Annotated in this window: 18 protein-coding genes; 15 read left to right on the plus strand and 3 right to left on the minus strand. The window is 40.0% G+C overall.

What is annotated here, in order from left to right:
- Positions 1–666: 666 nt before the first annotated feature.
- The 5 genes from era (at position 667) to ACT29H_RS15300 (ending at position 5,101) form a co-directional block, all read left to right on the plus strand.
- Positions 667–1,548 carry a GTPase Era gene (gene era, locus ACT29H_RS15280; RefSeq protein WP_444822521.1) on the plus strand — a complete coding sequence of 294 codons (882 nt, stop codon included), beginning with the start codon at positions 667–669 and terminating at the stop codon, positions 1,546–1,548.
- 177 nt (positions 1,549–1,725) lie between these two features.
- Entirely contained in the window at positions 1,726–3,030 is a 1,305-nt protein-coding gene (gene der, locus ACT29H_RS15285; protein ID WP_444822522.1) for a ribosome biogenesis GTPase Der, read from the plus strand.
- 124 nt (positions 3,031–3,154) lie between these two features.
- Positions 3,155–3,868, plus strand: a complete 714-nt coding sequence (locus tag ACT29H_RS15290; RefSeq protein ID WP_444822523.1) for a hemerythrin domain-containing protein — start codon at positions 3,155–3,157, stop codon at positions 3,866–3,868.
- Positions 3,869–3,876: 8 nt separating this feature from the next.
- A complete protein-coding gene (locus tag ACT29H_RS15295) occupies positions 3,877–4,455 on the plus strand; it encodes a response regulator transcription factor (protein WP_444822524.1) in 579 nt (192 codons plus the stop codon).
- Positions 4,456–4,702: 247 nt separating this feature from the next.
- Positions 4,703–5,101 carry an RDD family protein gene (locus ACT29H_RS15300; protein ID WP_444822525.1) on the plus strand — a complete coding sequence of 133 codons (399 nt, stop codon included), beginning with the start codon at positions 4,703–4,705 and terminating at the stop codon, positions 5,099–5,101.
- Here the strand turns inward: ACT29H_RS15300 and ACT29H_RS15305 are convergent.
- Complete coding sequence (locus ACT29H_RS15305) at positions 5,074–8,763, minus strand: ATP-binding protein (protein ID WP_444822526.1); 3,690 nt, start codon at positions 8,761–8,763, stop codon at positions 5,074–5,076. The genes ACT29H_RS15300 and ACT29H_RS15305 overlap by 28 nt on opposite strands.
- An 84-nt stretch (positions 8,764–8,847) precedes the next feature.
- Positions 8,848–9,321, minus strand: a complete 474-nt coding sequence (rlmH, locus tag ACT29H_RS15310; protein WP_444822527.1) for a 23S rRNA (pseudouridine(1915)-N(3))-methyltransferase RlmH — start codon at positions 9,319–9,321, stop codon at positions 8,848–8,850.
- Positions 9,322–9,965: 644 nt separating this feature from the next.
- On the opposite strand from rlmH, the gene ACT29H_RS15315 reads away from it, so the two are divergent.
- The 10 genes from ACT29H_RS15315 (at position 9,966) to ACT29H_RS15360 (ending at position 24,100) form a co-directional block, all read left to right on the plus strand.
- The gene (locus ACT29H_RS15315) at positions 9,966–11,564 is read left to right on the plus strand and encodes a capsule assembly Wzi family protein (protein ID WP_444822528.1); all 1,599 of its coding nucleotides are present in this window, start codon (positions 9,966–9,968) and stop codon (positions 11,562–11,564) included.
- A gap of 79 nt (positions 11,565–11,643) precedes the next feature.
- Complete coding sequence (locus ACT29H_RS15320) at positions 11,644–13,038, plus strand: sugar transferase (protein WP_444822529.1); 1,395 nt, start codon at positions 11,644–11,646, stop codon at positions 13,036–13,038.
- Positions 13,039–13,048: 10 nt separating this feature from the next.
- A complete protein-coding gene (wecB, locus tag ACT29H_RS15325; protein WP_444822530.1) occupies positions 13,049–14,161 on the plus strand; it encodes a non-hydrolyzing UDP-N-acetylglucosamine 2-epimerase in 1,113 nt (370 codons plus the stop codon).
- A gap of 118 nt (positions 14,162–14,279) precedes the next feature.
- Entirely contained in the window at positions 14,280–15,128 is an 849-nt protein-coding gene (locus ACT29H_RS15330; RefSeq protein ID WP_444822531.1) for a DUF4296 domain-containing protein, read from the plus strand.
- A gap of 16 nt (positions 15,129–15,144) precedes the next feature.
- Positions 15,145–15,747 carry a hypothetical protein gene (locus tag ACT29H_RS15335; RefSeq protein WP_444822532.1) on the plus strand — a complete coding sequence of 201 codons (603 nt, stop codon included), beginning with the start codon at positions 15,145–15,147 and terminating at the stop codon, positions 15,745–15,747.
- A 303-nt stretch (positions 15,748–16,050) separates the two neighbouring features.
- The gene (locus ACT29H_RS15340) at positions 16,051–17,310 is read left to right on the plus strand and encodes a phosphoglycerate kinase (protein ID WP_444822533.1); all 1,260 of its coding nucleotides are present in this window, start codon (positions 16,051–16,053) and stop codon (positions 17,308–17,310) included.
- Positions 17,311–17,471: 161 nt separating this feature from the next.
- Positions 17,472–18,722: a 3-deoxy-D-manno-octulosonic acid transferase gene (locus tag ACT29H_RS15345; RefSeq protein WP_444822534.1), complete on the plus strand. Its 1,251-nt coding sequence runs from the start codon at positions 17,472–17,474 to the stop codon at positions 18,720–18,722.
- A gap of 572 nt (positions 18,723–19,294) precedes the next feature.
- Positions 19,295–21,859: an adenosylcobalamin-dependent ribonucleoside-diphosphate reductase gene (locus ACT29H_RS15350; RefSeq protein ID WP_444822535.1), complete on the plus strand. Its 2,565-nt coding sequence runs from the start codon at positions 19,295–19,297 to the stop codon at positions 21,857–21,859.
- 79 nt (positions 21,860–21,938) lie between these two features.
- Entirely contained in the window at positions 21,939–23,474 is a 1,536-nt protein-coding gene (gene gltX, locus ACT29H_RS15355; protein WP_444822536.1) for a glutamate--tRNA ligase, read from the plus strand.
- Positions 23,475–23,482: 8 nt separating this feature from the next.
- Positions 23,483–24,100, plus strand: coding sequence for an NUDIX hydrolase (locus ACT29H_RS15360; protein ID WP_444822537.1), 618 nt, complete (start codon positions 23,483–23,485; stop codon positions 24,098–24,100).
- A 6-nt stretch (positions 24,101–24,106) separates the two neighbouring features.
- On the opposite strand, the gene ACT29H_RS15365 is transcribed toward ACT29H_RS15360, so the two are convergent.
- Positions 24,107–25,534 (minus strand): transglycosylase SLT domain-containing protein, encoded by a 1,428-nt coding sequence (locus ACT29H_RS15365; protein ID WP_444822538.1) that lies wholly within the window; start codon positions 25,532–25,534, stop codon positions 24,107–24,109.
- Between the last annotated feature and the right edge of the window lie 18 nt (positions 25,535–25,552).

Here is a 25,552-nt window from a genome sequence, read left to right on the forward strand (position 1 = left end):
CTAGCGTTCATCCTGAGCCAGGATCAAACTCTTCGTTGTACAAAAAGTTCTTATTAGCTCTTTTAAGTATTGGCCTTTTCGGAATTTCCGGTTTGGCTTTTTTCCTTCCTCAGGTTTTGCATCTATTCTGTCAAAGATCTTTTTTCTCTTAACTCTTTTCGGGAACTTCTATTTCTTCTCGTCCCCCTCTGCTTTCCGCTAGCCCCGTGGGGTAGCTCCTTTTCAAAAGCGAGTGCAAAAATACAACTTTCAACCTCCCCCTCCAAATCTTTTTCTATTCTTTTTTCTGCCCCAATAGGCATCTCAACCTCATCTCTCCTGAAAACTAAAAAGATAGTAACTCAAAAAAAAATGCAGTTTTTTATTCTTGATGAAGAGATATGCCCGGATTTCGGGAATTAGCCCAAATTCATTCCTTCAAAAAACTTTAATAAAAGCCCCCTGTTTCCTTTCCAAAGCGAACAAGCGTTTATGATTTCATCGTCCAACAAGACGATAAGAAAAAATAAAGCTAACATGAATGAGATAGAAAGTCAATACGCCAAAAATCAAAATTATTTTTTGCTTTGTATATATTAATGTAGGTATCAGCAAAAACAACGACACAAAATATTCTGCCAAAAGACAACTTGTTGTATCTTCGCAACAAATTCAACAAAGACACATATGACGCACAAAGCCGGTTTTGTAAATATTTTAGGGAATCCCAATGTTGGAAAGTCCACATTATCCAATCAATTAATAGGAGAACGATTATCAATAATAACCTCCAAAGCTCAGACCACCAGGCACAGAATATTTGGGATCGTCAATGAGGACGAATATCAAATCATTTTCTCGGATACTCCCGGGGTGTTAAAGCCTAAGTACAAGTTGCAGGAGTCGATGCTTCAATTCTCCAAATCGGCCCTTTCTGATGCCGATATAATATTATATATAACGGACACGGTAGAAAGTCCCGACAAAAACGATGAATTTTTGAATCTGGTAAAAAAGGCTGAAGTGCCAATCCTGCTGGCCATTAATAAAATAGACCTGATTCAACAGCAGGAGCTGGAAAAGATGCTGGAGTACTGGGAGCAAGAGCTTCCTTCATCCGAGATTTTTCCAATATCTGCCCTTCATAAATTCAATCTTCAGAATTTATACAATCGTATTGTAGAGCTGCTCCCGGAATCTCCCCCTTACTTTGACAAAGATGCACTGACCGATAAACCGGAAAGATTTTTTGTTTCGGAAATAATACGTGAAAAGATACTCCTTAACTATCAAAAAGAAATTCCTTATTCGGTAGAGGTTGAAGTTGAAGAATATAATGAAGGAGTTGAAAGAAACCATATTCGCTGCGTTATACATGTCAGCCGAGATTCCCAGAAAGGGATCCTCATAGGGCATCAAGGGAAAGCCTTGAAAAAATTAGGCATTGACTCGCGCAGAGAAATTGAAACCTTTCTGGACAAAAAAGTATATCTCGAACTTTATGTGAAGGTATCAAAGGATTGGCGAGACAAGACCAATTATCTGAAAAACTTTGGATACGATCAATAAATGTTTCTGTTTGAAATGAAATAATGGATCAAAGGGCACGCACAAGTAAACCAATCATTTTTACTATCTTTGCCCCCATTTTGAGAAAGGGATAACCATGCAATCTTCAATACATCAATAATTTGTGGAATTGTATCGGCACCTAAACAAGAAAAGCACACCAATTATTATAGTATCATGGGAAATATAGTAGCCATAGTAGGACGCCCCAACGTTGGGAAATCAACGCTTTTTAACCGGCTCACAGAAACCCGCCAGGCCATAGTCGATGAAACCAGTGGTGTTACTCGGGATCGAATATATGGGAAGGCCGAATGGAACGGCGTTCGTTTTTCTGTGATCGACACAGGGGGGTGGGCTGTCAATTCGGAAGACCAATTTGAAGAAGCCATACGTCAACAAGTACTTATTGCGATTGAGGAGGCAGAGGTCATTCTTTTTGTAGTGGATGTATCATCCGGTATTACCGATTATGATGAAGCCGTAGCAGACGTGCTCAGACGAAAAGCAAAAAAAGTAATTATTGCGGTCAATAAGGTGGACAATAACTTACAAATTGCTGAGGCTTCATATTTTTATAAAATGGGGTTGAATGAACTTTATCCCATTTCAGCCATTAATGGGTCGGGAACAGGCGAAATGCTCGACCATTTGGTAAAGCTTTTGCCCGGCAAAGAAGAAGATGAGAGTTCGGATCTTCCCAAATTTACCGTTGTAGGTCGTCCCAACGCCGGTAAATCCTCGTTGGTAAACGCACTTATTGGTGAAGAAAGAAACATTGTAACGCCCATCTCCGGAACAACACGCGACAGTATCTTTACCGAATACAATAAATTCGGACATCATTTTCTGTTAGTGGATACTGCAGGCATCAGGAAGAAATCAAAAGTTAATGAAAACCTTGAGTTTTACTCTGTAATGAGGGCGATCAGAGCGATCGAAAACTCTGATGTCTGCTTCCTGATGATAGATGCCACACGAGGTTTTGAAGGACAGGATCACAACATTTTCAATCTGATTGAAAGGAACCGCAAAGGGGTAGTTTTGCTGGTCAATAAGTGGGATCTAATTGAAAAGGACAATTACACTGCCAAACAGTTTGAGACTGAAATAAAGTCAAAAACAGCCCCTTATACCGACTACCCGATAATTTTCACCTCGGCAACAGAGAAAATGCGTATATATAAGGCACTGGAAGAGGGGCTTCAGGTTTATCAAAATAAATCACGACGCATAAGCACCTCAAAGCTAAACGAATTTCTACTGCCGCTGATAGACAACTATCCCCCGCCGGCTACCAAAGGCAAATACATTAAGGTAAAATATATTACACAATTGCCCTCGTCGGTACCATCATTTGCCTTTTTCTGTAACCTGCCGCAATACATCAAGGAACCGTACAAAAGATTCATAGAAAACAAATTACGCCAAAAGTGGGATTTTCGTGGCGTACCGATCAACATATTCTTCAGAAAGAAATAACTCGTTTTGAGCGATGGTAACCATTTTCAGCCCGAGAGAATGGTCATGTCTTCCTTTTTTATATCTTTGTTTTTATTCAATCTAAAAAAGAAAAAAAGAAATGCACATTCATCCCCACATGAAAATGTCTGATTTAGTGAAAGCCGACTTTGAATTGCTGGCCGTACTGCAACGGTTAAAAATTCCTTTTGGCTTTAAAGACAAGAGCATCCAGACAGTTTGTCGGGAGGAAGGAATTGATCTTAATTTTTTTCTGAGTTTGGCCAAATGGTTTCACGAAAGGGATTATTTCCCCGGAGAAACCTTAATGAGTCATCCGGTAAAATGGCTGATAAAGTACTTAAGAAGTACCCATTCGTGCTACATCGACTATCAAATACCCAGAATTGAATCGGAAATTGTAGAGATTGAAAACATCGATCAATCGAGCAGCCAGAACATGCAATTAATGTTGAAATTCTTCAGAGAATACATTAATGAATTCACAACCCATATAGAATTGGAGGAAAAAACCATATTTCCTTACATTCTGCAGTTGGAAGAAAATCTGGAAAAAGATCAACCCGATCCGGCATTCCTGAAAAAGGCCAGAGGTTATACCATTCGTGATTTTCTGGGGGAACACAGTGATATTGAAGAAAAACTGACGGATTTAAGAAATATCTTGCTAAAATATCTGGCACCACCATCGGACAACTGTCTTTTCACCAATGTTCTGATCGAAATTTTTCGGTTAGGCAATGATTTAAGTGATCACACCATATTGGAAGAAAATGTTTTAATTCCTCAGGTCATAAAGCTTGAAGAACTTTTTCACAAAAAATTTCCACAGGAATAGACCTAGCCATGGCAAAAGTATTAATAGCAGAAACCTCCTATCTGGTTCGGCGAGGGCTAATAAGCCTTTTAGAGCACACCGATGGTGTTACTGAGCTTAGAGCGGCCGGTCATCCCGACACCATTATGCAAACTTTGAAAGAATTTAGTCCGGATATTCTATTGCTGAATTCTGCTGTCGCATTTCCTGTTTCTCACGAAGAATTAGTCTCCATATTACACGACAAGGCTCGAATCATATACATCATAAACACCCCGCTTCCGGAGGATAGCCCGGCCTATCAAATTTCCATCTTCGACACCAAAAGCAAACTCACAGAAAAGTTATCCTATCACTTGCAGCATTATCAACATAAAACAACCGACAAAGATGAAACGGAGGAACTAACACCCCGTGAGAAGTTGATACTCAAACATGTTGCCCTGGGGTTAACCAATAAAGAGATTGCTGCCAAACTCTATATCAGCACCCATACAGTAATCTCTCATCGAAAAAACATCACTCGCAAATTAGATATTAAAACGGTTTCCGGGCTCACCGTTTATGCTTTGCTGAATGGCATTATCAAGATGGAGGATATCGCTTAACCCTCAACTGTATCTTCGTCCTCACCGAGCCATTTCACCGGTATAAAATTAGGTTAATTCATTGGTTTGATGGAACTCGTCCGGCAGAGATTTATCCATAATCTTTGGAGACCAAGCTAAATTGTCATGCTCGTTTCATCTGTTTGTCTTAGCCAATTCGGTAAAATAATTACTACTAAAATATAATAGGGGATACCATGACAGTTTTCTACCTGCTTCGATTTCGTATCTTTGCAAAAAAAAGAACGTGGATAAGGAACAAAAACTTCTTTGGGAAAAAGTACCCATGGCCGAACGAATACTTGCAGGGTTGGTAGATATTATTATAACTCTGTTGATATCACTCTTTCCCAAAATCGGTTGGTTGTTTGGGCTCATCTATTTATTGGGGAAAGATTCATTTTCATTCCTAAACGGCCAGAGCTTTGGGAAGAAACTGTTTCATTTACGGGTTATCACCTTACCCCATTATGCCTCCATGTCAGGTCTGCCGGAGAAGTCCGTTATTCGTGGTTTGGTCTTGCTAATTCCGATTTTAAATATTATTGACTTTATTCATTTGATAAAGTATAAAGTACGGATTGCCGACCGATGGTCCGAGACCAGAGTCATCAAAAATCAAGACTGGGAAACAACCGGCAACTGAAGGAAGAAAGTGGAACCTTTTCCTGCCTCTGTTTCAAACCATATCTCCCCACCCATACTTTCAATGGTTCCTTTTACAATTGCCAAACCCAGTCCCATTCCACTGGTTTTTGTAGTAAAGTTAGGGACAAACATTTTTTCGCGAACTTCCTCCGAAATACCTTTTCCATTGTCTTGAATTTTCACCAATACCATTCCATCCGAAACAGAAGCAGAGACTTTAATTATCCCTTTACGGTCTTTCGGGATTGCCTGAACAGCATTGTTAATTAAATTATTAAACACCCCCAGGATTTGTTCCCCATCAGCATAAATAATGACCTTTTCAAGGTGGTTAAAATCAACCAACACCTGAACATTGTTCCCTCCTGAAAATAAGGTCACACTGCTCGTGATTTTCTCAAGCAGATCAATATTTTTCCTTTTCGCAGCAGGCATCTTAGCAAAATGGCTGAACTCGGTAGCAATGGATGAAAGCTTTTCAATTTGTTCAATCAGAGTTTGTGAAACCTTGTTAAGGAAAACGCCGAAATCAGGGACCTTATCATCCCAGGCCCTTTGCAAATATTGGATATTTAGCTTCATGGGAGTCAGAGGGTTTTTGATTTCATGTGCGATTTGCCTTGCCATCTCACGCCAGGCCAGTTCGCGCTCGGTACGTGCCAGTTTCGCTGCACTTTCTGCCAGCTCGTCCACCATTCGGTTATACTCTTCCACAAGGCTTCCAATTTCGTCATGGCCATGGTAGTCGATCTTTTCATTGTGTTCATCAATTTTAAGATCTGCCAGTTTGTTTTGTAATACTTCCAATGGTCGGGTTATTTGTCGGGAAAGAAATACCGCAATTCCTATAATAATAAATGAAAACAAAAGATAGAAATTAATGACGGTCATTACCACTGAAGATACCTCCTCTTTCAATTCATTTGTTGCCACAAAGTATGGGACATTGACGTAACCGATCAATATGTCATCTCTGTTGTAAAAGGGCACATAGTAGGAGGTATAGGTCAATTCTCCAATGGACTCCTCTTCCAAAAAGCGATTTTCACCTTCAATGGCCAGTTTATAATAGGCAGAAGGGTTCATTTGAGCACCCACCAAGCCTTGCTCAAACAATTCGGGACGTGATGATGCCAATAACATGCCATCGATACCAAACAGATTAATATCACAGAAAAACACGTTAGATATCGTTTGAAGCTGATAATTCAGATAATCTTTACTGTTTTTGTCAAATCGGCCTTCGAGCCCTATCTTGGACTCCAGTTCAAGGAGGACCGATTGCACCTTCTCATTGAGCAGTCCCTCATGTTTATTTTTAAACTGGCCAACGGTATAATACACCGTTCCGACCGCCACCACCAATAAGATAAACAACATTAACCCCACAAACGAAAGCTGAATACGCTTCTGTACCGACAGCCTAAACTGAAAGGATAGGGACTGGATCTGAATAAGTTCTACCAATAAAAATCCAAATAAAAAAAAGAAAATAAAGAACACTGAAAAGGCGATAAAGATATCTGAAACCGTATGATCCTTTAGACTTAAGATGACAACGGTATTCGGCTCCGGACGAAAAACCAAATGTGAATATCCATTCCCTTTAACAAATACCTTAGATTCATTTAAAAGGTTCATCTGTGCGATGGTACCATGATAATCATACGCTCCCGAACGCTTCACCAACCGCCCGTCCACATATTTGGCATACGAATAATCTTCAACCAACTTCAAGCGTTCCTGCTCTTTCTCGCTAACAAGAAGTTCAGGATATCCCAATCCTTCGAAATAGGGTTTGGATTGCAATTCGATAAAAAGCGTGGTTTCCAAAGGGTGACCTTCAAAAAATCGAAATAACCCGAGAAAAGAAACCCTCCCATTGTCATTGTTCAAATAGTAAAAATGGGTACTCCCATCAATTAAATGCCCCTCCTGCTTAAGTAACGAAAAGAAATACTGATAACAATTGGTAACGTCTCCAGTCTCCTCAAAAACCACATTTCCTCCCGGCCAGCAAGGCACAATTTGCAAATCGTAACGTCCCCAATAGCCATAGAAATAGTACTTCAACAAATGATTTCGAATAGCCGCCTGGTTTATATTTGTTTGCGCCAACAATTGACGTAGCGGCGCATCACGCATCATTTGGGTTTCAATATCCTGAAGATACATTTCAGCCACCGGATCATCCTCTCGCAACAATTGATAAGATAAATTCTCGACCAACAATTCCCTGTCCGACTTCTCTTTCTCCATGGACAAATTAATCAGGACCGTCCCCGTAAACAGAGAAAATAAAGCCACCAGCCACAAAAAAGTATTGTAAGAATGTTGTAAACGAAAATCGCGTTTCACCAAAACCAGCACAACAAAAATCAATGCTGAAAAAAGAAGTCCCCAGTCACTTTGGCCATACCCAAGGCCGCCCCACCCCACCACAGAAATCAGTGTTCCAATTCCTATTAATATGCACAGGCGGCTACGTCCCATCCTCAGCAGAAAAAGCCGCACCACCTTCTCTGAAACCAACAAGAATGAGAAAAACAAAAATGCCAGAATACCTATTTTAATAATGGCTATTTCATTTATTTCAATGACCTTAAAAAAGACAGAAGGACCGGACGAATGCCACACCAAACGGTAAACCTGTCTCACCAGAAATAACATTCCACCCTGCAAAACCAAGAAGAAACATAAAAACAGCAAATCCAGACGAATCCCTTTCTCCCATTTCCTAAAAGCACCCGGCCACCGGAAAAAGCGGAAAAACAAAAAAGACAAGAGAACCGTGTTAACGGCAAACAGCAACAAAGCACCCAACGAAGAAAAAAAGTTAGATGCGGCAAAATGGATGGGGGAAAAAAGATCTAGTCGACTAAAAGAGGACATCCCGGAATGCCATAATAACCAGTAGGCGGTCACCCCGTAAACAAATCCAGCAACCAATAAACGACCATTTAACCAACGTGATCCTCTTGACCGTTGAAGCCACATAAGCAATATGCCCCACAAAGAAAATGCGGCAACAAGAAATGCCAACAAGACATAAATCCCGATGGTATCATTCCCTTTGTTACGCGTGAGGTTACTCAACGAGAATAAATATTCTCCCTCCAGACCATATACCGGTTCAAAAAAAGGATTCTTCTGTCTGACAATCTGTACGGAAGAAGATAATCCTGACGACAACAAAAACCGATCTTTTAGATATTTATTCTGATAGGGATAAGATTGTTTAATTCGGCAAAGTCCTACCAATAAAAAAGGATCATTTCGAAATTGTTGAACCAGATAGTAACCATTCTCCAGTTTGACAAATGGTTGCAACAGAAAAACAGGATGCAGGCCCTGAACAGGGATCCTTTGATCCGACCAGGCCACCAGTTGGTTGTTGCGAAAAATCAAAACGTCATACCCGGATTGGGCTACAGAATCCATCAACTCCCATAATAGTCTGGTATCGGCCAGCTCTTTTTCTGAAAGATTTTTCAACAAGCTGTTAAGTGAAGCCTGACGCTCTTGTACAGATTGCTCAATCTGACGAATATCAACATCCGACTTTTCATTCCCCACAAAAAAAAACTCCAGAAACAATCCTGCCATTGCTCCCGAAAAAAATAAAATAAAAAGTATCCACCATAAACGTTTGCCGGACATATGTTCTAATTTTCAGGTCGAAAAATACAAATCCCCTTTCCTAATATTGCATCAGGACGTAACAATAACCATGCAAAAAAAAAATTAATCATGATGATAAGGCTCGTTATTCAAAATAGTTAAGGCTCTATACAACTGTTCTACAAAAATCAACCGCACCATTTGATGCGAAAACGTCATTCGAGACAGAGATACTTTCAAATCGGCCCGTTTAAACACTTCCTCAGAAACGCCCCAAGCTCCCCCTATGACAAACACCAGACGCCGTACACCACTTATCATCTGTTTTTCTATGATCCCGGCAAAATCCCGTGAAGAAAAATGCTTACCATTTTCATCCAGCAAAATCAAGCGATCGGACGAATCGATATTCTTCAGGATATTTCTCCCCTCCATCTGTTTCAAGGCATGGGGAGAGCGCTTTCCGGCATTTTTTACATCCGGTAGAATTTTCGTTTCAAACGGCAAGTAATGTTTCAGTCTCTGAAAATATTGGGCAACACCCTCCTGAAGCCACTGCTCAGAGGTCTTTCCCACCATTAATAAAAGGATCTTCATTCAAAAAGCTATTATTCAATTTTGTATATTTATTTCAAATATTGGTCTAAGAAACTCGCCGTACTTTTCCTTTCTATATTTTCAAATCCCTGAGGAGTCGATACCGTTAAAGGAACTCAATATCATGCTTGCGACATTAAAATCCAATTCTAAAATTCCTCTATCCTATTTCAATCCACATTAGAACAATACTTTGAAAAGGAAAGAGCTCTTTTTAAATAAAAGAATTAAACCCGTCAGATTGAAAGTATTGGCAAATCCCTTTTGTTACTATAAACAAAAGTAATTGTAATCTGAAAAATACAAAATTCCGTATCTAATGTTTATTGGAAAGTAAGAAACACAAAGAATCTCCACTTTCGAACACCACATGTACGTTTTCGAACAACAACCGATAAAAAAAACCAACTCAACTCTTTACCTACACCCTTAGTCTTTAAGTTGTTACACAACTCAACATTTAAAAAACCTTAAAACCATGTCAAAATTCTTCTTTTGGCACACTTTTCCCATAGATGAAGGTAGGTTTAAAATTAAAAAATAGGACAATAAAAGGCCATTTATTCAAACGTGAATAAATGGCCTTTTTCATGAAAATACCGCAAATTAAGAGTACCTTTGCATAAAATTTTCAACCTTGATCAATGCTCATTTCTCTATCACATCGATTTCTGGTTATTTGGATTATAATTTCGCTTTTTCCGACCATCATCTTTTCTCAAAACATTTTATCAGTAAGCGGGAAAATTTCAGGCGAAACCCTCATCCACAATGGAGAATTACCCCCCTTATGGTTAGTGGCATTAAATGGCGGTCGATGGCATAATTTCGGAGAGAATCAATCTCTGGTTTTAGCCAGCACGCTGTTACAATGGAGCAATGAGGAGGGATTGAATCTTAATGCCGGCCTTGAGGGTGACTATTCTTCAGGTTATAAAGAATCCTATCTGCACACCGTTTTTTTTAACATTCGATGGAAAAACTGGCAACTTACTGCCGGAAAACATGTTTTCGATCCTGTTTTCCTCCATAACAATCAAAGCAGTGGCAGCTATCTTTATGGCGACAATTACCGTCCCGTTCCAAGGGTTACTATTGAACTAGCCGACTATACGCCTGTTCCATTCACCCAAGGACTAGTGGAAGTTAGGGGCGGCCTATCACAAGGATGGCTGATCAATCAACAATACGGAGGAGATGTCCTGCTTCATGAAAAGTACGCTTATCTGCGTTTTAACATAAGCAATTGGCAGCCTTATGCCGGCCTAAACCATTCAGCTCAGATGGGTGGTAAAAAAGCCAGTGGCAGCAATATTCCCGTTGATTTTTGGGCGACATTTTTCGGCCAAGGAAGCGATAAAATTGGAGGTGGTGAGGCAACCAATGCTGCCGGAGCCCATATGGGACTTTATGATTTCGGCACCTGGCTTCATACGCCAAAAGGAAATTTTCATCTTTATTACCAAATTCCCTTTTCCGATGGATCGGGAAGTCTTTTCTGGCAGGGCAATACCGATCACATTCTAGGTATTGACTGGAGACCTACCAATATATCCTGGCTCAAAAACGTAACCTTTGAATGGATTCAAACCACCTTCCAAAGCGGAAACGGGATGCCGGACCCAGGCCTACCGCCTGAAATGACCGATGACGGATATTTTCGGCATTTCAGCAAACTCACGAATCAGGAAATGTTTGAATTGTCAAAAATTGACAAAGAAAACTGGACAAACGAAGAGATTATTGATGTTTTAAAAAGAGAAGTAAATCATGGCAATGATTTTGGTGGAAGAGATGGTTACATGAATAACGGTATGTACCCGGCAGGATGGTCATACAATAACTACATAATGGGCCATCCATTCAACCTAATAGACCAACAAGTCATGGCTGTTAACCCGAACCTGGCGTTTCATCACTCTGTGAAAATAAAAAATGACCGGTTTAAAGCAATACATTTGGGGAGTAAAGGCCAGATAGGCCCCCAAATAATGTGGAGCACCAAAATAACTTGGACCCGAAACTTCGGCACCTATTTTGAACAATACCCGGGAAGATATACTTGGGATGAAGCAGATGATTACTGGTTTAAGGGGGGCCGCGACCAGTGGTATACCATGCTTCATCTCGACTGGACCCCCAGATCATGGCAACAGGTCAAAATAAGTGCTTCACTGGCCTATGACCATGGTGAGATATACCAGTCGACAGGATTAATAGGAGGATTAAGTTATACATTTTAAAACTGCTATTTATCTGTTATAGAAAATTGAATTAATAACGTAAAGAGCCTAAATTTGTAGAGCTTCAAAAAGGGATAGTATGTTAAGAGAAAAAGCCAAAGTGGTCAACAGTTTTCTTGCTTTAGTTGATGTTCTCATTGCTATTATCAGCTATAATCTATCAGTATTTATTGAATTAAAACGTCTTGACCCGCTAACCAACAAGGATTCTATAATAGTCCATTTTCTGTTAATTTTTTTATGGTATACCTTAGCCAAAGCTCTTCGACTTAATCAATTATACCGTTCACGTCCCTATTCCGTAGTTCTTTTCGGATGTCTCAATCTTGCAGTGGTCGGAACATCTGCCCTCATATTGTTTGTTTGGGTTCTGGATCTTTATTCCATCGATTTCTCCCGTTTATTGATATTTGGCGGAATTGACCTACTCTTGACCTTTGGGTTTAAATTGATTAATTACTCTTACATGAAAAGAACCCGTTCCAAAGGATTTAACACCCTCCATGTAATTGTCATTGGCGATCATACCGCCCGATCTTTTTTACGACAGATTGTTAAAATGAAAGAATGGGGTTACCGAATCACCGCTATCATTGGAAATAAAGAGCTGGAACAAGAATTTGGGCCCATTGCCCCATTTCTTCCCGAAAACACCGATATCGAACAATTACTGCGAAACAAAACCATTGATGAAATTATATATTGCAAAGAAACCCCTTCCATAAAAGAGGTGGAAGAGTTGTTGCAACTGACCTCCGAAATAGGCGTCGTCTTTAGGATGTATTCCTCATTTTTCAATATGCTAACCAACAAAACCCACCTTCATTACTTTGGGACCACTCCACTACTAACAATATCCAATACCCCACTTAATTATCTTGAATTAAGAGTAAAAGCAGCCTTTGACATTTTGTTCTCCGCGTTTGTCGTTATTGTCTTCTCTCCGATTTATGTAATACTGGCTATGGCAATCAAACTTGATTCCAAAGGACCTATATTTTTTAAACAAAAAAGAGTGGGATTGAGGGGCAGGAAATTTATTTTATTCAAGTTCCGAACGATGGTTAGTAATGCGGAAGAATTAAAAGAAAAATTAATGCAGCAAAACGAGATGGATGGTCCTGTTTTCAAAATAACTAATGATCCGCGTATTACCAGAGTTGGCCGATTTCTCAGAAAAACGAGTCTGGATGAACTGCCACAATTTTTCAATGTCTTGATCGGCGACATGTCGATTATTGGGCCTCGTCCCCCTCTTCCCTCCGAGGTAAAGCAATATAAGCGATGGCAACTCAGACGTCTCTCCATGAAGCCGGGCATTACATGCATCTGGCAGGTTTCCGGAAGAAATAACATCCCCTTTGAGGAATGGATGAAAATGGATCTGGAATATATCGATAACTGGTCATTGAAATTAGATTTTATTATCTTTCTAAAAACCATCAGAACCATGATCCGGGGAGATGGGAAATAAAACTACCATTATGCAAAAGATTCTACTGGTTGCGGGTGCTCGTCCCAATTTTGTTAAAATCGCCCCATTGTGGAGAGAGTTTTCAAAATTCCAAAGCGTTGAGGTAAAAATTGTGCATACCGGTCAACACTTTGATGATGCCATGAGTCAGTTCTTTTTTGATGATCTCCAACTTCCAAAACCAGACTACAATCTAAATATTCATGGCGGCTCCCATGCGGTTCAAACCGGGCAAATAATGGAATGCTTTGATCCGGTTGTGGAGAAAGAAGATCCGGACGATGTAATTGTTACCGGAGATGTGAACTCAACACTTGCCTGCGCTCTTGTTGCTGTCAAACGAGGAATACGTACCTCGCACGTGGAAGCAGGATTAAGAAGTTTTGATCGAACTATGCCCGAAGAACTCAACCGAATCGTTACCGATTCGGTCTCTGATTTGTTATTTGTATCAGAAGACTCAGGATTAAAAAACCTTAAAAGAGAAGGTGTTGATCAAAATAAGGTCTTTTTTGTCGGCAATGTAATGATTGACAGTTTGACATTTATTAACTCCCAAATAAAATCATCAACAATATTAAAGCATCTTGGAATTAAGGCGTTAAATTATGGTTTGGTCACCCTGCATCGCCCATCCAATGTAGATAGCCCTGAGCAACTCTCAAAAATCATGGAATGGCTAGGTGATATTTCCAACGACATAAAACTTGTTTTCCCAGTACATCCGCGAACCAAAAAAAACTTAGAAGAGTTATCTTCAAAACGGTTAATTAAGTCTGTTAATCATTCCAATTTAATGATTATCTCCCCACAGCGGTATATCGATTTTCAAAAATTGCTAAAATCAGCAAGATTTGTCATTACAGATAGCGGAGGGATACAAGAAGAAACCACCTGGCAAGGCATTCCGTGTATCACCTTACGAAACAATACAGAACGTCCCGTCACCATCGATATTGGAACCAACTATTTAACCGGTGACGATCTGAACTTAGCCTCTACCATAATCAAAAATTGCATAAAGGGGACTACCAAACAAGGGAATATACCCCCTTTGTGGGATGGAAAAGCCGCATCTAGAATCGCCAAAGTGATTATCAATCATCACACCGATCGTCCGTAACGTTATGTGCAAAAGGAACGAGAATTTCAGAGGTTAATAACATACAATAAATACTTGCCGGCAATTGGGACAATGTATTAATTTTGGCCCAAAACGCATTAAAACCTATTACATTTTTATGAAAACCATCTTCAGTATACAAAATACATTAATCGGAACTATTATTTTCTTCATGGTTCTCTCCTGTAGCCCAAGAGAAAAGGTTCCTTCCAATTTCCCCGATGAAAATGAAATGGCTCAAATCCTGGCAGATATGTATTTTGCTGAAAGTATCGTTACTCAGGCGAAGCGAGAAGTCTCCGTCCCCTTGTCCGAGGATAATATTCCCGGATATTACCACAAGATTTTGGAACAACATAATCTTTCGGCCGAAGCTTTTGATACAATACGCGACTGGTACTCTTCACATCCCTATCATTATCAAAATGTTTATGATAAAGTCATCGTTATACTAAGTAAAAGGGAAGCTGATTTAAATCGAGCAATCAAAGCCAAAGAAGAACTAAAAGATTCTTTGCCTGCAATTCGAGATTTATGGATCGGCGATAGGGCAATGGCTGTAACCCCTCAGGATACTGCAAAAAGCTGCCTTCCCTTTCATATAGAAATTGACTCTATTTATGGCGGACAAATTCGTTTGTCGGCTGTATACAAATTCCTCAAGGAAGACCTTTCCAGACAAACCAGCACCACTTTAATCACCCAATATGCAGACTCAACAGGGGACACCATTTCGCTTCAACTAACCAAAACATTCAAAAGCAGCCCCATAACTCTGCAAATGGATATTGATTCCCTTCTCCCACTAATTGGGATCTACGGTTGTTTGTTCGACCATGATACGAGTTCCGTTTCTTCAATCGAATTCAGCAATATCAGGCTGGAACACCTAGGCGAAAAAGAAGATTCCCTCAAACTTGAAATTATAAAAAACAAATTGCCCCGTCCTCAAAATGAATTACAATAAATTCGCGGCTCATTATATGCTTTGTTCACAAGGCAATATGACGAAATGGCCGGTAATTACGATCGCAAAAGATGGCATCATTCTCCAAGTTGATAGTTACAAAACTGCCTTTAAGGAGCAACACGGTATAATGTTCTATTCAGGCATTCTGATTCCGGCATTTATAGATATTTGGTGGAAATATCCTTCCAATCAAATGACGATAAATGAATTGCGAATCTCTGAACACGTTAATAAAGGGACCATTCTATTAGGGCTTTCCGATCCTACTGAGATCGCTTTGGAAATTTCACATAAAAAGGGTCCAATACTTTATCCGCATCGCATTCCATACTCTCATCCGGAGATTTTTCCTGATCTGTTAACAGATAACGTTCTTCCCTTATTTGAGAAGATCAAAAAAGTATTGCTTAAAAACAATCATATAAAACTTGCTGAGCTTCTATCAGCAACCACTTCAGAAGCAGCCCTTGCCACCAATCACCCTGAACTTGGGAAGTTAGAGAAAGGTTGTTCTCCCGGTCTATTATTATTGCAAAATGCAGATCTTGTTAATTTAAAAATGACGCCGCAGACGACTGTAAAATGGTTGGTGTATCCTAAAAATAATAATTTTTAAAGTAGGTGAAAAATATGAAGTCGTCAGAATCCAAGCAGTGAATAAGAAAAGAGCGAATTAAATTGCTCAAATTGTGAATTCCGGCTATTTTAGCCCCTTGATTTGCCTTTGAATATCAACAATTCAGAATTCTAACAGCAGAAATTTCTGCCGGATTACTTTTCGACAATACAATCAACCCGGTTGGGAAAGCATGACTGCCAGTCTTTTTTCATCTTCCGAAAAATTCTCTCACATTTCTTTCTCATTTTTGTATCTTTGTGCTTCGCTTATAAAGAAGTGGAAACTCATAATTTAAATACTATGTCAAAAATTGAATCTTACAATTTCTCCGGGAAAAAGGTGATAGTTCGTGTTGACTTCAACGTCCCTTTTAACGAAAAATTTGAAATTACCGATGATACCCGTATTAAAGCGGCACTACCCACTCTGAAAAAAATCCTCTCAGATGGCGGATCTGTAGTTGTCATGTCACACCTCGGGCGTCCCAAAGGTAAAGTTAATCCGGATTTTTCCATGAAACATGTTCAAGGACGTTTAGCTGAACTTTTAGGCGTAGAGGTAATCTTTGCCCAAGACTCGGTAGGCCCTGATGCAAAGAAAAAAGCTGCAGAATTGAAACCGGGCCAGGTCTTGATGCTTGAAAATCTTCGTTTCCATCCGGAAGAGGAGGGTAAACCGAAATTGGCAGAAGATGCCACAGAGGAAGAAAAGAAAGCCGCCAAAGCCGAAATGAAGGAAAAACAAAAAGAATTTTCCAAAGAATTAGCCTCATTAGCGGACATTTATGTTAACGATGCTTTCGGAACTGCCCACAGGGCACACGCCTCCACGGCCGTTATTGCAGACTACTTTGAGACAGACAAAAAAATGTTTGGATTCCTCATCGAGCAGGAACTTCAAAGTCTCGACAAAGTGCTTAAATCACCCGACCGCCCATTCACGGCAATCATGGGGGGAGCCAAAGTATCTACAAAAATCACAATTATTGAAAACCTCCTTGACAAAGTAGATAACCTGATCTTAGGGGGGGGAATGACTTATACCTTTATTAAAGCACGTGGGGGAAATATTGGTTCTTCTATCTGTGAGGATGAATATTTGGAGCTTGCCACAAAGATTGAAAAGATGGCCAAAGAAAAAGGAGTCAAGCTTTATCTACCGGTAGATGTTGTTGCCGCAGATGATTTTGACAATAATGCCAATACCAAAGTCATTCCTGTTGAACAGATTCCTGACCAATGGCAGGGACTTGATGCCGGCCCCGAAACCATTAAAATATATCAGGACGTTATCGAAAACTCAAAAACCATTTTATGGAACGGACCGGTTGGCGTCTTTGAGATGGACAATTTCGCAAAAGGATCGCGGGCTGTTGCCGATGCCATCGCTGCAGGAACAAAAAAAGGTGCCTTCTCTCTGATCGGCGGTGGAGACTCCGTTGCTTGCATCAATAAATTTGGTCTGGCGGATGAAGTATCTTATATCTCAACAGCGGGTGGAGCCCTTTTGGAATACCTTGAGGGGAAAAATTTACCCGGCATAAAAGCCATCAGAGGATAGCAAAAATTATCCTCATGACTACAATTTACATATAAGGACAATAAATTAAGCACCGCAGATATTCACCAAAGACAACGGATGTAAAACTCTGTGTTTTCAGTGTAGATCTGTGGTGTTTTTTCTATATTGCTTTTTATATTCCCGGAATTAAACTTATGTGAATGCAGACAATTTATACCATTGGGACCTACATTTTTTCTTTTTTGATAAAACTGGCTTCGCCATTCAACGCAAAAGCCAGACTTCTAAAAAATGGAAGAAAAGAAATTTGGAATCAACTTCAGAACCTAGACCAAGATTCATCTATCTTTTGGGTTCATTGTGCCTCCTTAGGAGAATTTGAGCAGGGACGTCCTATCATTGAAGCCATAAGAGCAAAGCACCCGGACAAAAAAATTCTCCTTACATTCTTTTCTCCTTCCGGATATGAAGTACGAAAAAACTATGACATGGCCCATTGGGTAACCTATCTGCCTGCTGATACACCCCAAAACGCACGTAGATTTTTAAATGCAGTAAAGCCCGCATGTGCCCTCTTTATAAAATATGAGTTTTGGCCTTGCTTTTTCAAGGCTCTTCATCAAAGGGATATACCCATTTACAGCATTTCATCCATATTCAGAGAAAACCAATTGTTTTTCAAATGGTACGGAGGTTGGTTTCGAAAAGCGCTAAAAGCTGTCAGTAAATTCTTTGTCCAAGATGAAGAATCAGGCAGATTGCTAAACAAAATAGGAATTAAAAATTATCAGGTTGTTGGGGATACACGTTTTGACCGAGTCGCCACTATTGTAAAAAAAGCGGCAGAAGTCCCTGCTGCTGCTACATTTGCGAAAGAAGCTTCACTCGTTATTGTAGCGGGAAGCACGTGGCCTCCTGACGAAGATCTTTTAATCAAATATATCAACGAGGCACCGTCATCTGTAAAAATGATTATTGCGCCTCATGAAGTTCACCAAAGCCACATTAACCAAATAGAACAAAAACTAAATGTTCCATCCTTAAGGTATTCTAATTTAAGAGAGCAAATTCCCAATAACACAAAAGTACTCATCATCGATACCATCGGACTATTATCGGCCATATATCGTTATGGAGACATCGCCTATATAGGTGGAGGATTCGGCAAGGGAATACACAACACCCTAGAAGCAGCCACCTATGGTATCCCGGTCATCTTTGGGCCAAAATATGGCAAGTTCAAAGAAGCCTGCGACCTTATTGATTGTTCTGGTGGATTTCCCATTCAAAATTTTAAAGATCTTTATTCTCTAATTGAAAAATTTCGGAACGATACGGTTCAAAAAAAACGTTCAGGTAAAGCTGCCGGCAACTATGTAAACTCAATGTGTGGTTCAACCGAAATCATATTAAAGGAAATATTACCACCATCTTCAGTTGTTGAAATTTGAACCTAGAATCTAAACCGAACATTTTCCATCGATTCAGCACCATCATAGCGATTGTCATGCTATCCGATTTCAAAAGGACAGGAATCTTCATCACTAAATGCTTAGGGCCTTCTATTTAATATTTTTGGCACCGAATCATCTTCAAAGAAATTTAGATCTACAAATTCAAATTGGACAATACTTCTAAAAGCGTTGCATGCTAATCCATATGATCACATAATCTGCCACGCACATTTCAATCTTCCAAATTTTGGAATTTCTATAAATTCCGGAAACGCCATTTTGTTAATTTTTGTTACACAAAATGGTTTACCCCGTCGATTTCAGCACGTTTAAAATTTCCAATTTTTGGACACAAAAAAAAGCATAAATCAAATTAAATTTTCCTTTTGGAAAACTTTTCAACTAATTCATTTTTTTTACTTCTTGATTATCATTTTTTTACCATTAAAAATTGGAAAACTTTTCATGCAAGCAAAAAAAATAGTTGCCACAAACAAAAACCTTTCATAAATTGCAATCACAAATTTGACACATTTAATAATTCTTAAAATATTAATATACAAATCATCATGACAGAAGCAGAAGTTAACCTTAAATCTACCGGGCTTAATAAAAAAGCTTTCTCTTATGACGACGCTCTTCAAGCCGCCTTGAAATATTTTCAAGGTGATGAATTGGCCGCTCGTGTTTGGGTCAACAAATATGCCCTCAAAGACTCTGAAGGAAACCTCTATGAGCTGACGCCGGACGATATGCATAGGCGACTGGCAAAAGAAATTGCCCGAATTGAGAAAAAATACCCTAACCCGATGCCTGAGGAAAAAATTTTCCAACTTCTTAAAGGGTTCAAATATATTGTTCCACAAGGTGGCCCCATGGCAGGCATAGGAAATGACTATCAGATTGCTTCTTTGTCAAACTGCTTCGTAATTGGTGATCAGGGACCATCAGATTCTTATGGTGGCATCATGAAGGTAGATCAGGAACAGGTCCAACTTATGAAACGCAGAGGTGGGGTCGGTCATGATCTTTCGCACATCCGTCCTAAAGGATCTCCTGTAAAGAACTCAGCTCTTACCTCCACCGGGATTGTTCCTTTTATGGAAAGATTCTCCAATTCCACCCGGGAAGTCGCGCAAGATGGGCGACGAGGCGCTTTAATGCTGAGTGTTTCCATTAAACATCCAGATTCAGAAAAATTTATTGATGCAAAACTAGAACAAGGAAAAGTCACCGGCGCCAACGTATCCGTTAAAATTGATGATGAATTCATGAATGCTGTTGTCAATGGCGCAGACTATCACCAACAATATCCCATTGACAGCTCCAACCCTAAAATGGTAAAAACCATCAATGCCCGTGAATTGTGGAATAAAATCGTTCACAACGCATGGAAATCGGCAGAACCGGGAATCCTATTTTGGGATACCATTATTCGTGAATCGGTACCGGATAGTTATGCTGACATGGGATATCGCACCGTCAGCACCAATCCATGCGGTGAAATCCCCCTCTGTCCATACGACAGTTGCCGATTGCTTGCCATCAATCTCTATTCATATGTAAAAGAACCTTTTACAGATAACGCTTCCTTCGACTTTGAATTATTCAAAGAACATGCCGGTTACGCCCAGCGAATAATGGACGATATCATCGACCTGGAATTGGAAAAAATTGATGCCATTATCGAAAAGATCAATTCAGATCCCGAAGATAAAGAGATAAAACGAGTAGAGAAGAATCTGTGGCTCAACATAAGAAAAAAAGCGGAAGAAGGACGTCGTACCGGGATTGGAATTACCGGGGAAGGAGATATGCTGGCGGCGCTTAACCTTCGTTATGGCAGCGATATCGCTATTGATTTTGCGATTGAAGTGCATAAAAGCCTTGCACTAGCCACCTACTCTTCGTCTGTTGACCTGGCCATGGAACGTGGTGCCTTCCCGATCTACAACAGCGAAAAAGAAAAAAATAACCCCTTCATCCAGAGACTTGCCGAAGCCGATCCGGAAATGTATAAGAAGATGAAAAAACACGGTCGGCGAAATATTGCCCTTTTAACCATAGCACCAACGGGAACAACCAGTTTGATGACCCAGACAACAAGTGGCATAGAACCTGTATTTCTACCGGTTTACAAGCGTCGCCGCAAAGTAAACCCCAACGATCCAGATGTCCGGGTTGATTTCGTTGATGAAGTTGGCGACAGCTGGGAGGAATACATCGTCTTCCACCACAAATTTGTTAACTGGATGAAGGCCAACAACATTGACACAACAAAAAAATACACACAAGAAGAGATTGATCAGTTAATTGAGAAATCACCATACAACAAAGCTACGTCCAACGATGTGGACTGGTTGAGTAAAGTAAGGATGCAAGGGAAAATTCAAAAATGGGTGGATCATTCAATCAGTGTAACCATCAATCTTCCTTCTTCCGCCACCGAAGAACTGGTCGGTAAGCTTTACATTGAAGCCTGGAAAAGTGGTTGCAAAGGTGTTACCGTATACCGTGACGGCTCCCGCGCCGGTGTATTGTTAAACAATTCGAATAAGAAAAAAGAAGAAGAGGCATCTTCCAAATTCCCCAAAAAAAGACCAGATGTATTGATTGCAGATGTGGTGCGTTTCCAGAATAACAAAGAAAAGTGGATCGCGTTTGTGGGGCTGATCGACGGAAAACCTTACGAAATTTTTACAGGGTTGGCCGACGACGAAGATGGTATTCTTTTGCCAAAATCGGTACAAAAAGGTTTTATCATTAAGAGTCGCGAAAGTGACGGAACCTCACGTTACGACTTTCAGTATGTTAACAAGCGAGGATATAAAACCACCATCGAAGGGCTTTCATTTAAATTTAACAAGGAATACTGGAACTATGCCAAGCTTATTTCCGGGGTATTGAGACATGGTATGCCCATAGAAGATGTCTTGCATTTGGTACAAGGACTTCAGCTCGACAATGAAAATATTAACAATTGGAAAAACGGGGTGGAAAGAGCCCTGAAAAAATACGTCCCCAATGGAACCGTTGCAAAAAAAGGACATTGTGAAAATTGTGGTTCGGATGAATTGATATACCAAGAAGGATGTCTGATTTGTAAAAGCTGCGGTTCTTCCAAATGTGGATGACTTGGTTTTAATTCTTTTTATTCGATAAAACGCATGTTGTTTTCTATCTTTGCAGAGATTTATTCTGAAAACAATTAATATGAACTCATCGAATATGATCCGTGTTCGCTTTGCGCCCAGTCCTACTGGGCCTTTGCACATGGGTGGAGTAAGAACAGCATTGTTCAACTATCTCTTTGCACGGAAAAACCAAGGAACATTTATTCTTCGCATTGAAGATACAGATCAAACAAGATATGTAAAAGGGGCAGAAGACTACATCATTAATGCATTAAAGTGGTGTGGACTAGATTTTGACGAAGGGCCTGTTCAAGGCGGTGATTTTGGACCTTACAGACAGAGTGAGAGAAAGAGCATATACAAAGCATTTGCAGACCAGCTGATCCAATCCGGAAATGCTTATTACGCATTCGATTCCGCAGAAGAGCTGAATACAGCTAGAAAAGAGGCAGAATCTAGGGGCCAAACTTTTTCCTATGATGCTAAAACTCGACTCTCTATGAAAAATTCACTTTCATTGCCTGAAAGTGAATTTAAGAAAATGTTAACCGATGACATTCCATTCGTTATCCGGTTCAAGATGCCGGACGAGGCATGTGTGGTGGAAGATGAAGACATGATCCGGGGAAAAGTATCATTTCGAACTTCAGAGCTAGATGACAAGGTACTTTTCAAAGCAGATGGAATGCCCACCTATCATCTTGCAAATGTGGTTGACGATCATCTAATGGAAATCACTCATGTTATCAGAGGGGAAGAATGGTTACCTTCATTACCCCTTCATGTTCTTCTTTACCGTGCCTTTGGATGGAAAAAGCCAGTGTTTGCACACCTACCACTTATTTTGAAACCCCAAGGTAAAGGAAAATTAAGTAAACGAGATGGTGACAAGCTCGGCTTTCCGGTTTTTCCTCTCCAATGGACCGATCCGGAAACAGGAGAAGTTTCTTCTGGATATCGTGAATCCGGATACTTCCCTGAAGCATTTCTCAATATGCTGGCCTTTTTAGGGTGGAACCCGGGAACCGAACAGGAAATTTTTACGCATGACCAACTTATTAGCGCCTTCTCCATTGATCGGGTAAACAAGTCAGGTGCTCGTTTCGATCCTGAAAAAACAAAGTGGTTTAACCACCAATACCTCATCCATAAAACAGATAAAGAACTGGTCAAACTTTTCACCCCGATCTTAAGGGGAAAAGAGATTGTTCCACCCCCGGAGAATGAATTAGAACGTATTATAGGATTGGTAAAAGAAAGGGTTAGTTTTGTTCATGAACTTTGGGATCAAACTGCATTTTTCTTTTCTGCTCCTCAGGATTACGACCCTAAAGTCGCAAAAAAACGTTGGAAAGGAGAGATACCGGCTTTCCTTCAGACCCTAGCAGAAATGTTTGACAACTATGATGGCTCATGGGATGCCGCTTTATTAAAAGAAAAAGTATCCCAATTAATTCAGGAAAAACAAATTAATTTCGGTGGGGTAATGAATAGTTTAAGGCTGGCTCTAGTGGGTGGAAGTTTTGGACCTGATCTTTTTACAATAATAGAAATTCTTGGCAAAGAAGAGGTCACAAAACGTATAAAACAAGCCATCCGGGTTTTAGGGATGTAAGCCAAGTCATGATAGATATCAATAAACTAATAAAACTTTTCAAGGGGCCATTGCCCGGCAAAGAAGCGCAGGAGTTGATGGCCCCTACATCTCGTCAAGTGGAAATGCAAACGCTTTCCGACTCCAATACAAAAGCAAGCAGCGTTCTTCTATTGTTATATCCTAAGCATGATACTTGGCATCTTCCATTTATCCAACGACCGGTTTACAATGGTTTTCACAGTGGTCAAATCAGCTTTCCGGGGGGAAAAGAAGAATCAGGCGATAAAAACCATCTACAAACAGCGCTTCGCGAAACACATGAAGAAATCGGGATCGAACCAGAATTGGTAAATATCATAGGTTCCCTAACGCCGATCTATATCCCTCACAGCAACTATAAGGTGTATCCTTTTGTGGGCTGGGTTAATTCAACCCCACATTTTTCTCCTGATCCGGTTGAAGTAGACGAAATCATTGAGGTATCATTGGATGAATTAATGAAAAACAGCAGCATCAAAACTTTTTCCTACCAAAGAGCAGGCTCACTCTTTATGGCACCTTATTATAGTGCAGGAGATAAAAAAATATGGGGCGCTACGGCCATGATCCTAAGTGAAATGCTCGAAATGATAAAAACCCTCTAATGGCGTTTACTGCATTACATTTTTATAATGATCATATCGCTCCAAAATTTCTGTTACATAATGATAAGGCTCTTCACCTCTGCAATAACCATATTTCACAACAGGATCATTAAAATACTTTGGTTCTGATTTATGAAGCACATAAAAGTCCACATTATCCTCCCATTTCTGTGGATCTTTCCCATATTTTTCTGCCAATTTCATCGCATCAAAAACATGTCCAATTCCCACATTATATGATGCTAAAACAAACTTGATTCTTTCTTGAGGATCCGGGACCCTATTTTTCAATCGCTCATCCAACCACCGCAAAAATTCAACACCACCCCTAATATTTTCTCGAGGATTTTCAATATTTGAAACACCGAAATAATCGGCGGTTTCAGGCATCAATTGCATCAATCCCCGGGCACCGGCCCAACTCTCGGCATTTGGCAAAAAGCGAGATTCCTGATAGATAATGGAAGCGATTAATCTCCAATCCCAATCGAATTTTCTACTTTCTTCCTTTATAATCGGATCATAATCTGAAACCCTTCCCCCTTTTATTGAATGGAAACCTTCATCCAACAAATGCATCGATCTTTTATTCAGATAATATTTTCTATAAATATGCGCATAACGACTTGTCTTCTTAAATCCTATCAACCAATTATTAATGATACTTAGTAAATCAGCGGAATTACTACGAACCGCCCAAGACATTTTCTGTGGGAAACTAATTGGGGTCTCCACATCAAGATTTGGATAATAGTTTAGGTTGACTCTGGCCAAATTCTCATCACAAACGGTATATTCAATTTCTCCTTGCGCTACCAGACCAATGAGCTGTTCCACTTCATAATCGGCAATTTCAACAATATTAATACTGTCACCAATTTCCTGCGACAGATTCTTCAACCGATCAACATAGGCGGAGCCCTTTTGAACATAGATCGTTTTCCCTGCCAAGTCCAACTGATTTCTAATCAGCGTCTTATTTTCAATAGCAGATTCTCCTTTTTCCCCATTTACGTATCGTTGTTGAACGAGAACTTGTCTGCTATAACTATGCGGCTCGGCGAACGAAACTCCTTCAAACCTCTTTAGAAAAGCAGCCAGATTGCTGGCAATAATGTCTACCCTCCCCGACCGTAAATCAGAAAAGTTGGTACTTAAATCATTATTAACTGAAATATCTAACTTTAGACCAGTATAATTGGCAAACTCCTGAAGAAGTTCAAGCTGGTAACCCATTGGGGTCCCCTTATAAACAAAATAATTAGTTGAATTATAATTTGTTACCACCCTCACCAACCCTTCCGCCCGAATCTCATCAAGGTCTCGCTTTACCATAGGGACATCTGGCTCATCACCAGTCCCCTGTTTTTGGGTGAAACAACCAGAAAAAAATAAAAACAAAACCCCTAAAAATAGAGTAGAAATCTTATTCATAAATTTTTTTTATCGGAG

The organism is Thermophagus sp. OGC60D27, assembly GCF_052400625.1.
Lineage (GTDB): Bacteria > Bacteroidota > Bacteroidia > Bacteroidales > Marinilabiliaceae > Thermophagus.

What these genes read in the sequence shown, in the direction of transcription:
- gltX (WP_444822536.1), top strand. Translation starts at nt 21,939, where the DNA reads ATGAACTCATCGAATATGATCCGTGTTCGCTTTGCGCCCAGTCCTACT.
- ACT29H_RS15360 (WP_444822537.1), top strand. Translation starts at nt 23,483, where the DNA reads ATGATAGATATCAATAAACTAATAAAACTTTTCAAGGGGCCATTGCCC.
- ACT29H_RS15350 (WP_444822535.1), top strand. Translation starts at nt 19,295, where the DNA reads ATGACAGAAGCAGAAGTTAACCTTAAATCTACCGGGCTTAATAAAAAA.
- rlmH (WP_444822527.1), bottom strand. Translation starts at nt 9,321, where the DNA reads ATGAAGATCCTTTTATTAATGGTGGGAAAGACCTCTGAGCAGTGGCTT.
- ACT29H_RS15295 (WP_444822524.1), top strand. Translation starts at nt 3,877, where the DNA reads ATGGCAAAAGTATTAATAGCAGAAACCTCCTATCTGGTTCGGCGAGGG.
- ACT29H_RS15320 (WP_444822529.1), top strand. Translation starts at nt 11,644, where the DNA reads ATGTTAAGAGAAAAAGCCAAAGTGGTCAACAGTTTTCTTGCTTTAGTT.
- ACT29H_RS15365 (WP_444822538.1), bottom strand. Translation starts at nt 25,534, where the DNA reads ATGAATAAGATTTCTACTCTATTTTTAGGGGTTTTGTTTTTATTTTTT.
- ACT29H_RS15305 (WP_444822526.1), bottom strand. Translation starts at nt 8,763, where the DNA reads ATGTCCGGCAAACGTTTATGGTGGATACTTTTTATTTTATTTTTTTCG.
- ACT29H_RS15330 (WP_444822531.1), top strand. Translation starts at nt 14,280, where the DNA reads ATGAAAACCATCTTCAGTATACAAAATACATTAATCGGAACTATTATT.
- der (WP_444822522.1), top strand. Translation starts at nt 1,726, where the DNA reads ATGGGAAATATAGTAGCCATAGTAGGACGCCCCAACGTTGGGAAATCA.
- ACT29H_RS15340 (WP_444822533.1), top strand. Translation starts at nt 16,051, where the DNA reads ATGTCAAAAATTGAATCTTACAATTTCTCCGGGAAAAAGGTGATAGTT.
- ACT29H_RS15290 (WP_444822523.1), top strand. Translation starts at nt 3,155, where the DNA reads ATGTCTGATTTAGTGAAAGCCGACTTTGAATTGCTGGCCGTACTGCAA.
- ACT29H_RS15345 (WP_444822534.1), top strand. Translation starts at nt 17,472, where the DNA reads ATGCAGACAATTTATACCATTGGGACCTACATTTTTTCTTTTTTGATA.
- ACT29H_RS15315 (WP_444822528.1), top strand. Translation starts at nt 9,966, where the DNA reads ATGCTCATTTCTCTATCACATCGATTTCTGGTTATTTGGATTATAATT.
- era (WP_444822521.1), top strand. Translation starts at nt 667, where the DNA reads ATGACGCACAAAGCCGGTTTTGTAAATATTTTAGGGAATCCCAATGTT.
- ACT29H_RS15335 (WP_444822532.1), top strand. Translation starts at nt 15,145, where the DNA reads ATGCTTTGTTCACAAGGCAATATGACGAAATGGCCGGTAATTACGATC.
- wecB (WP_444822530.1), top strand. Translation starts at nt 13,049, where the DNA reads ATGCAAAAGATTCTACTGGTTGCGGGTGCTCGTCCCAATTTTGTTAAA.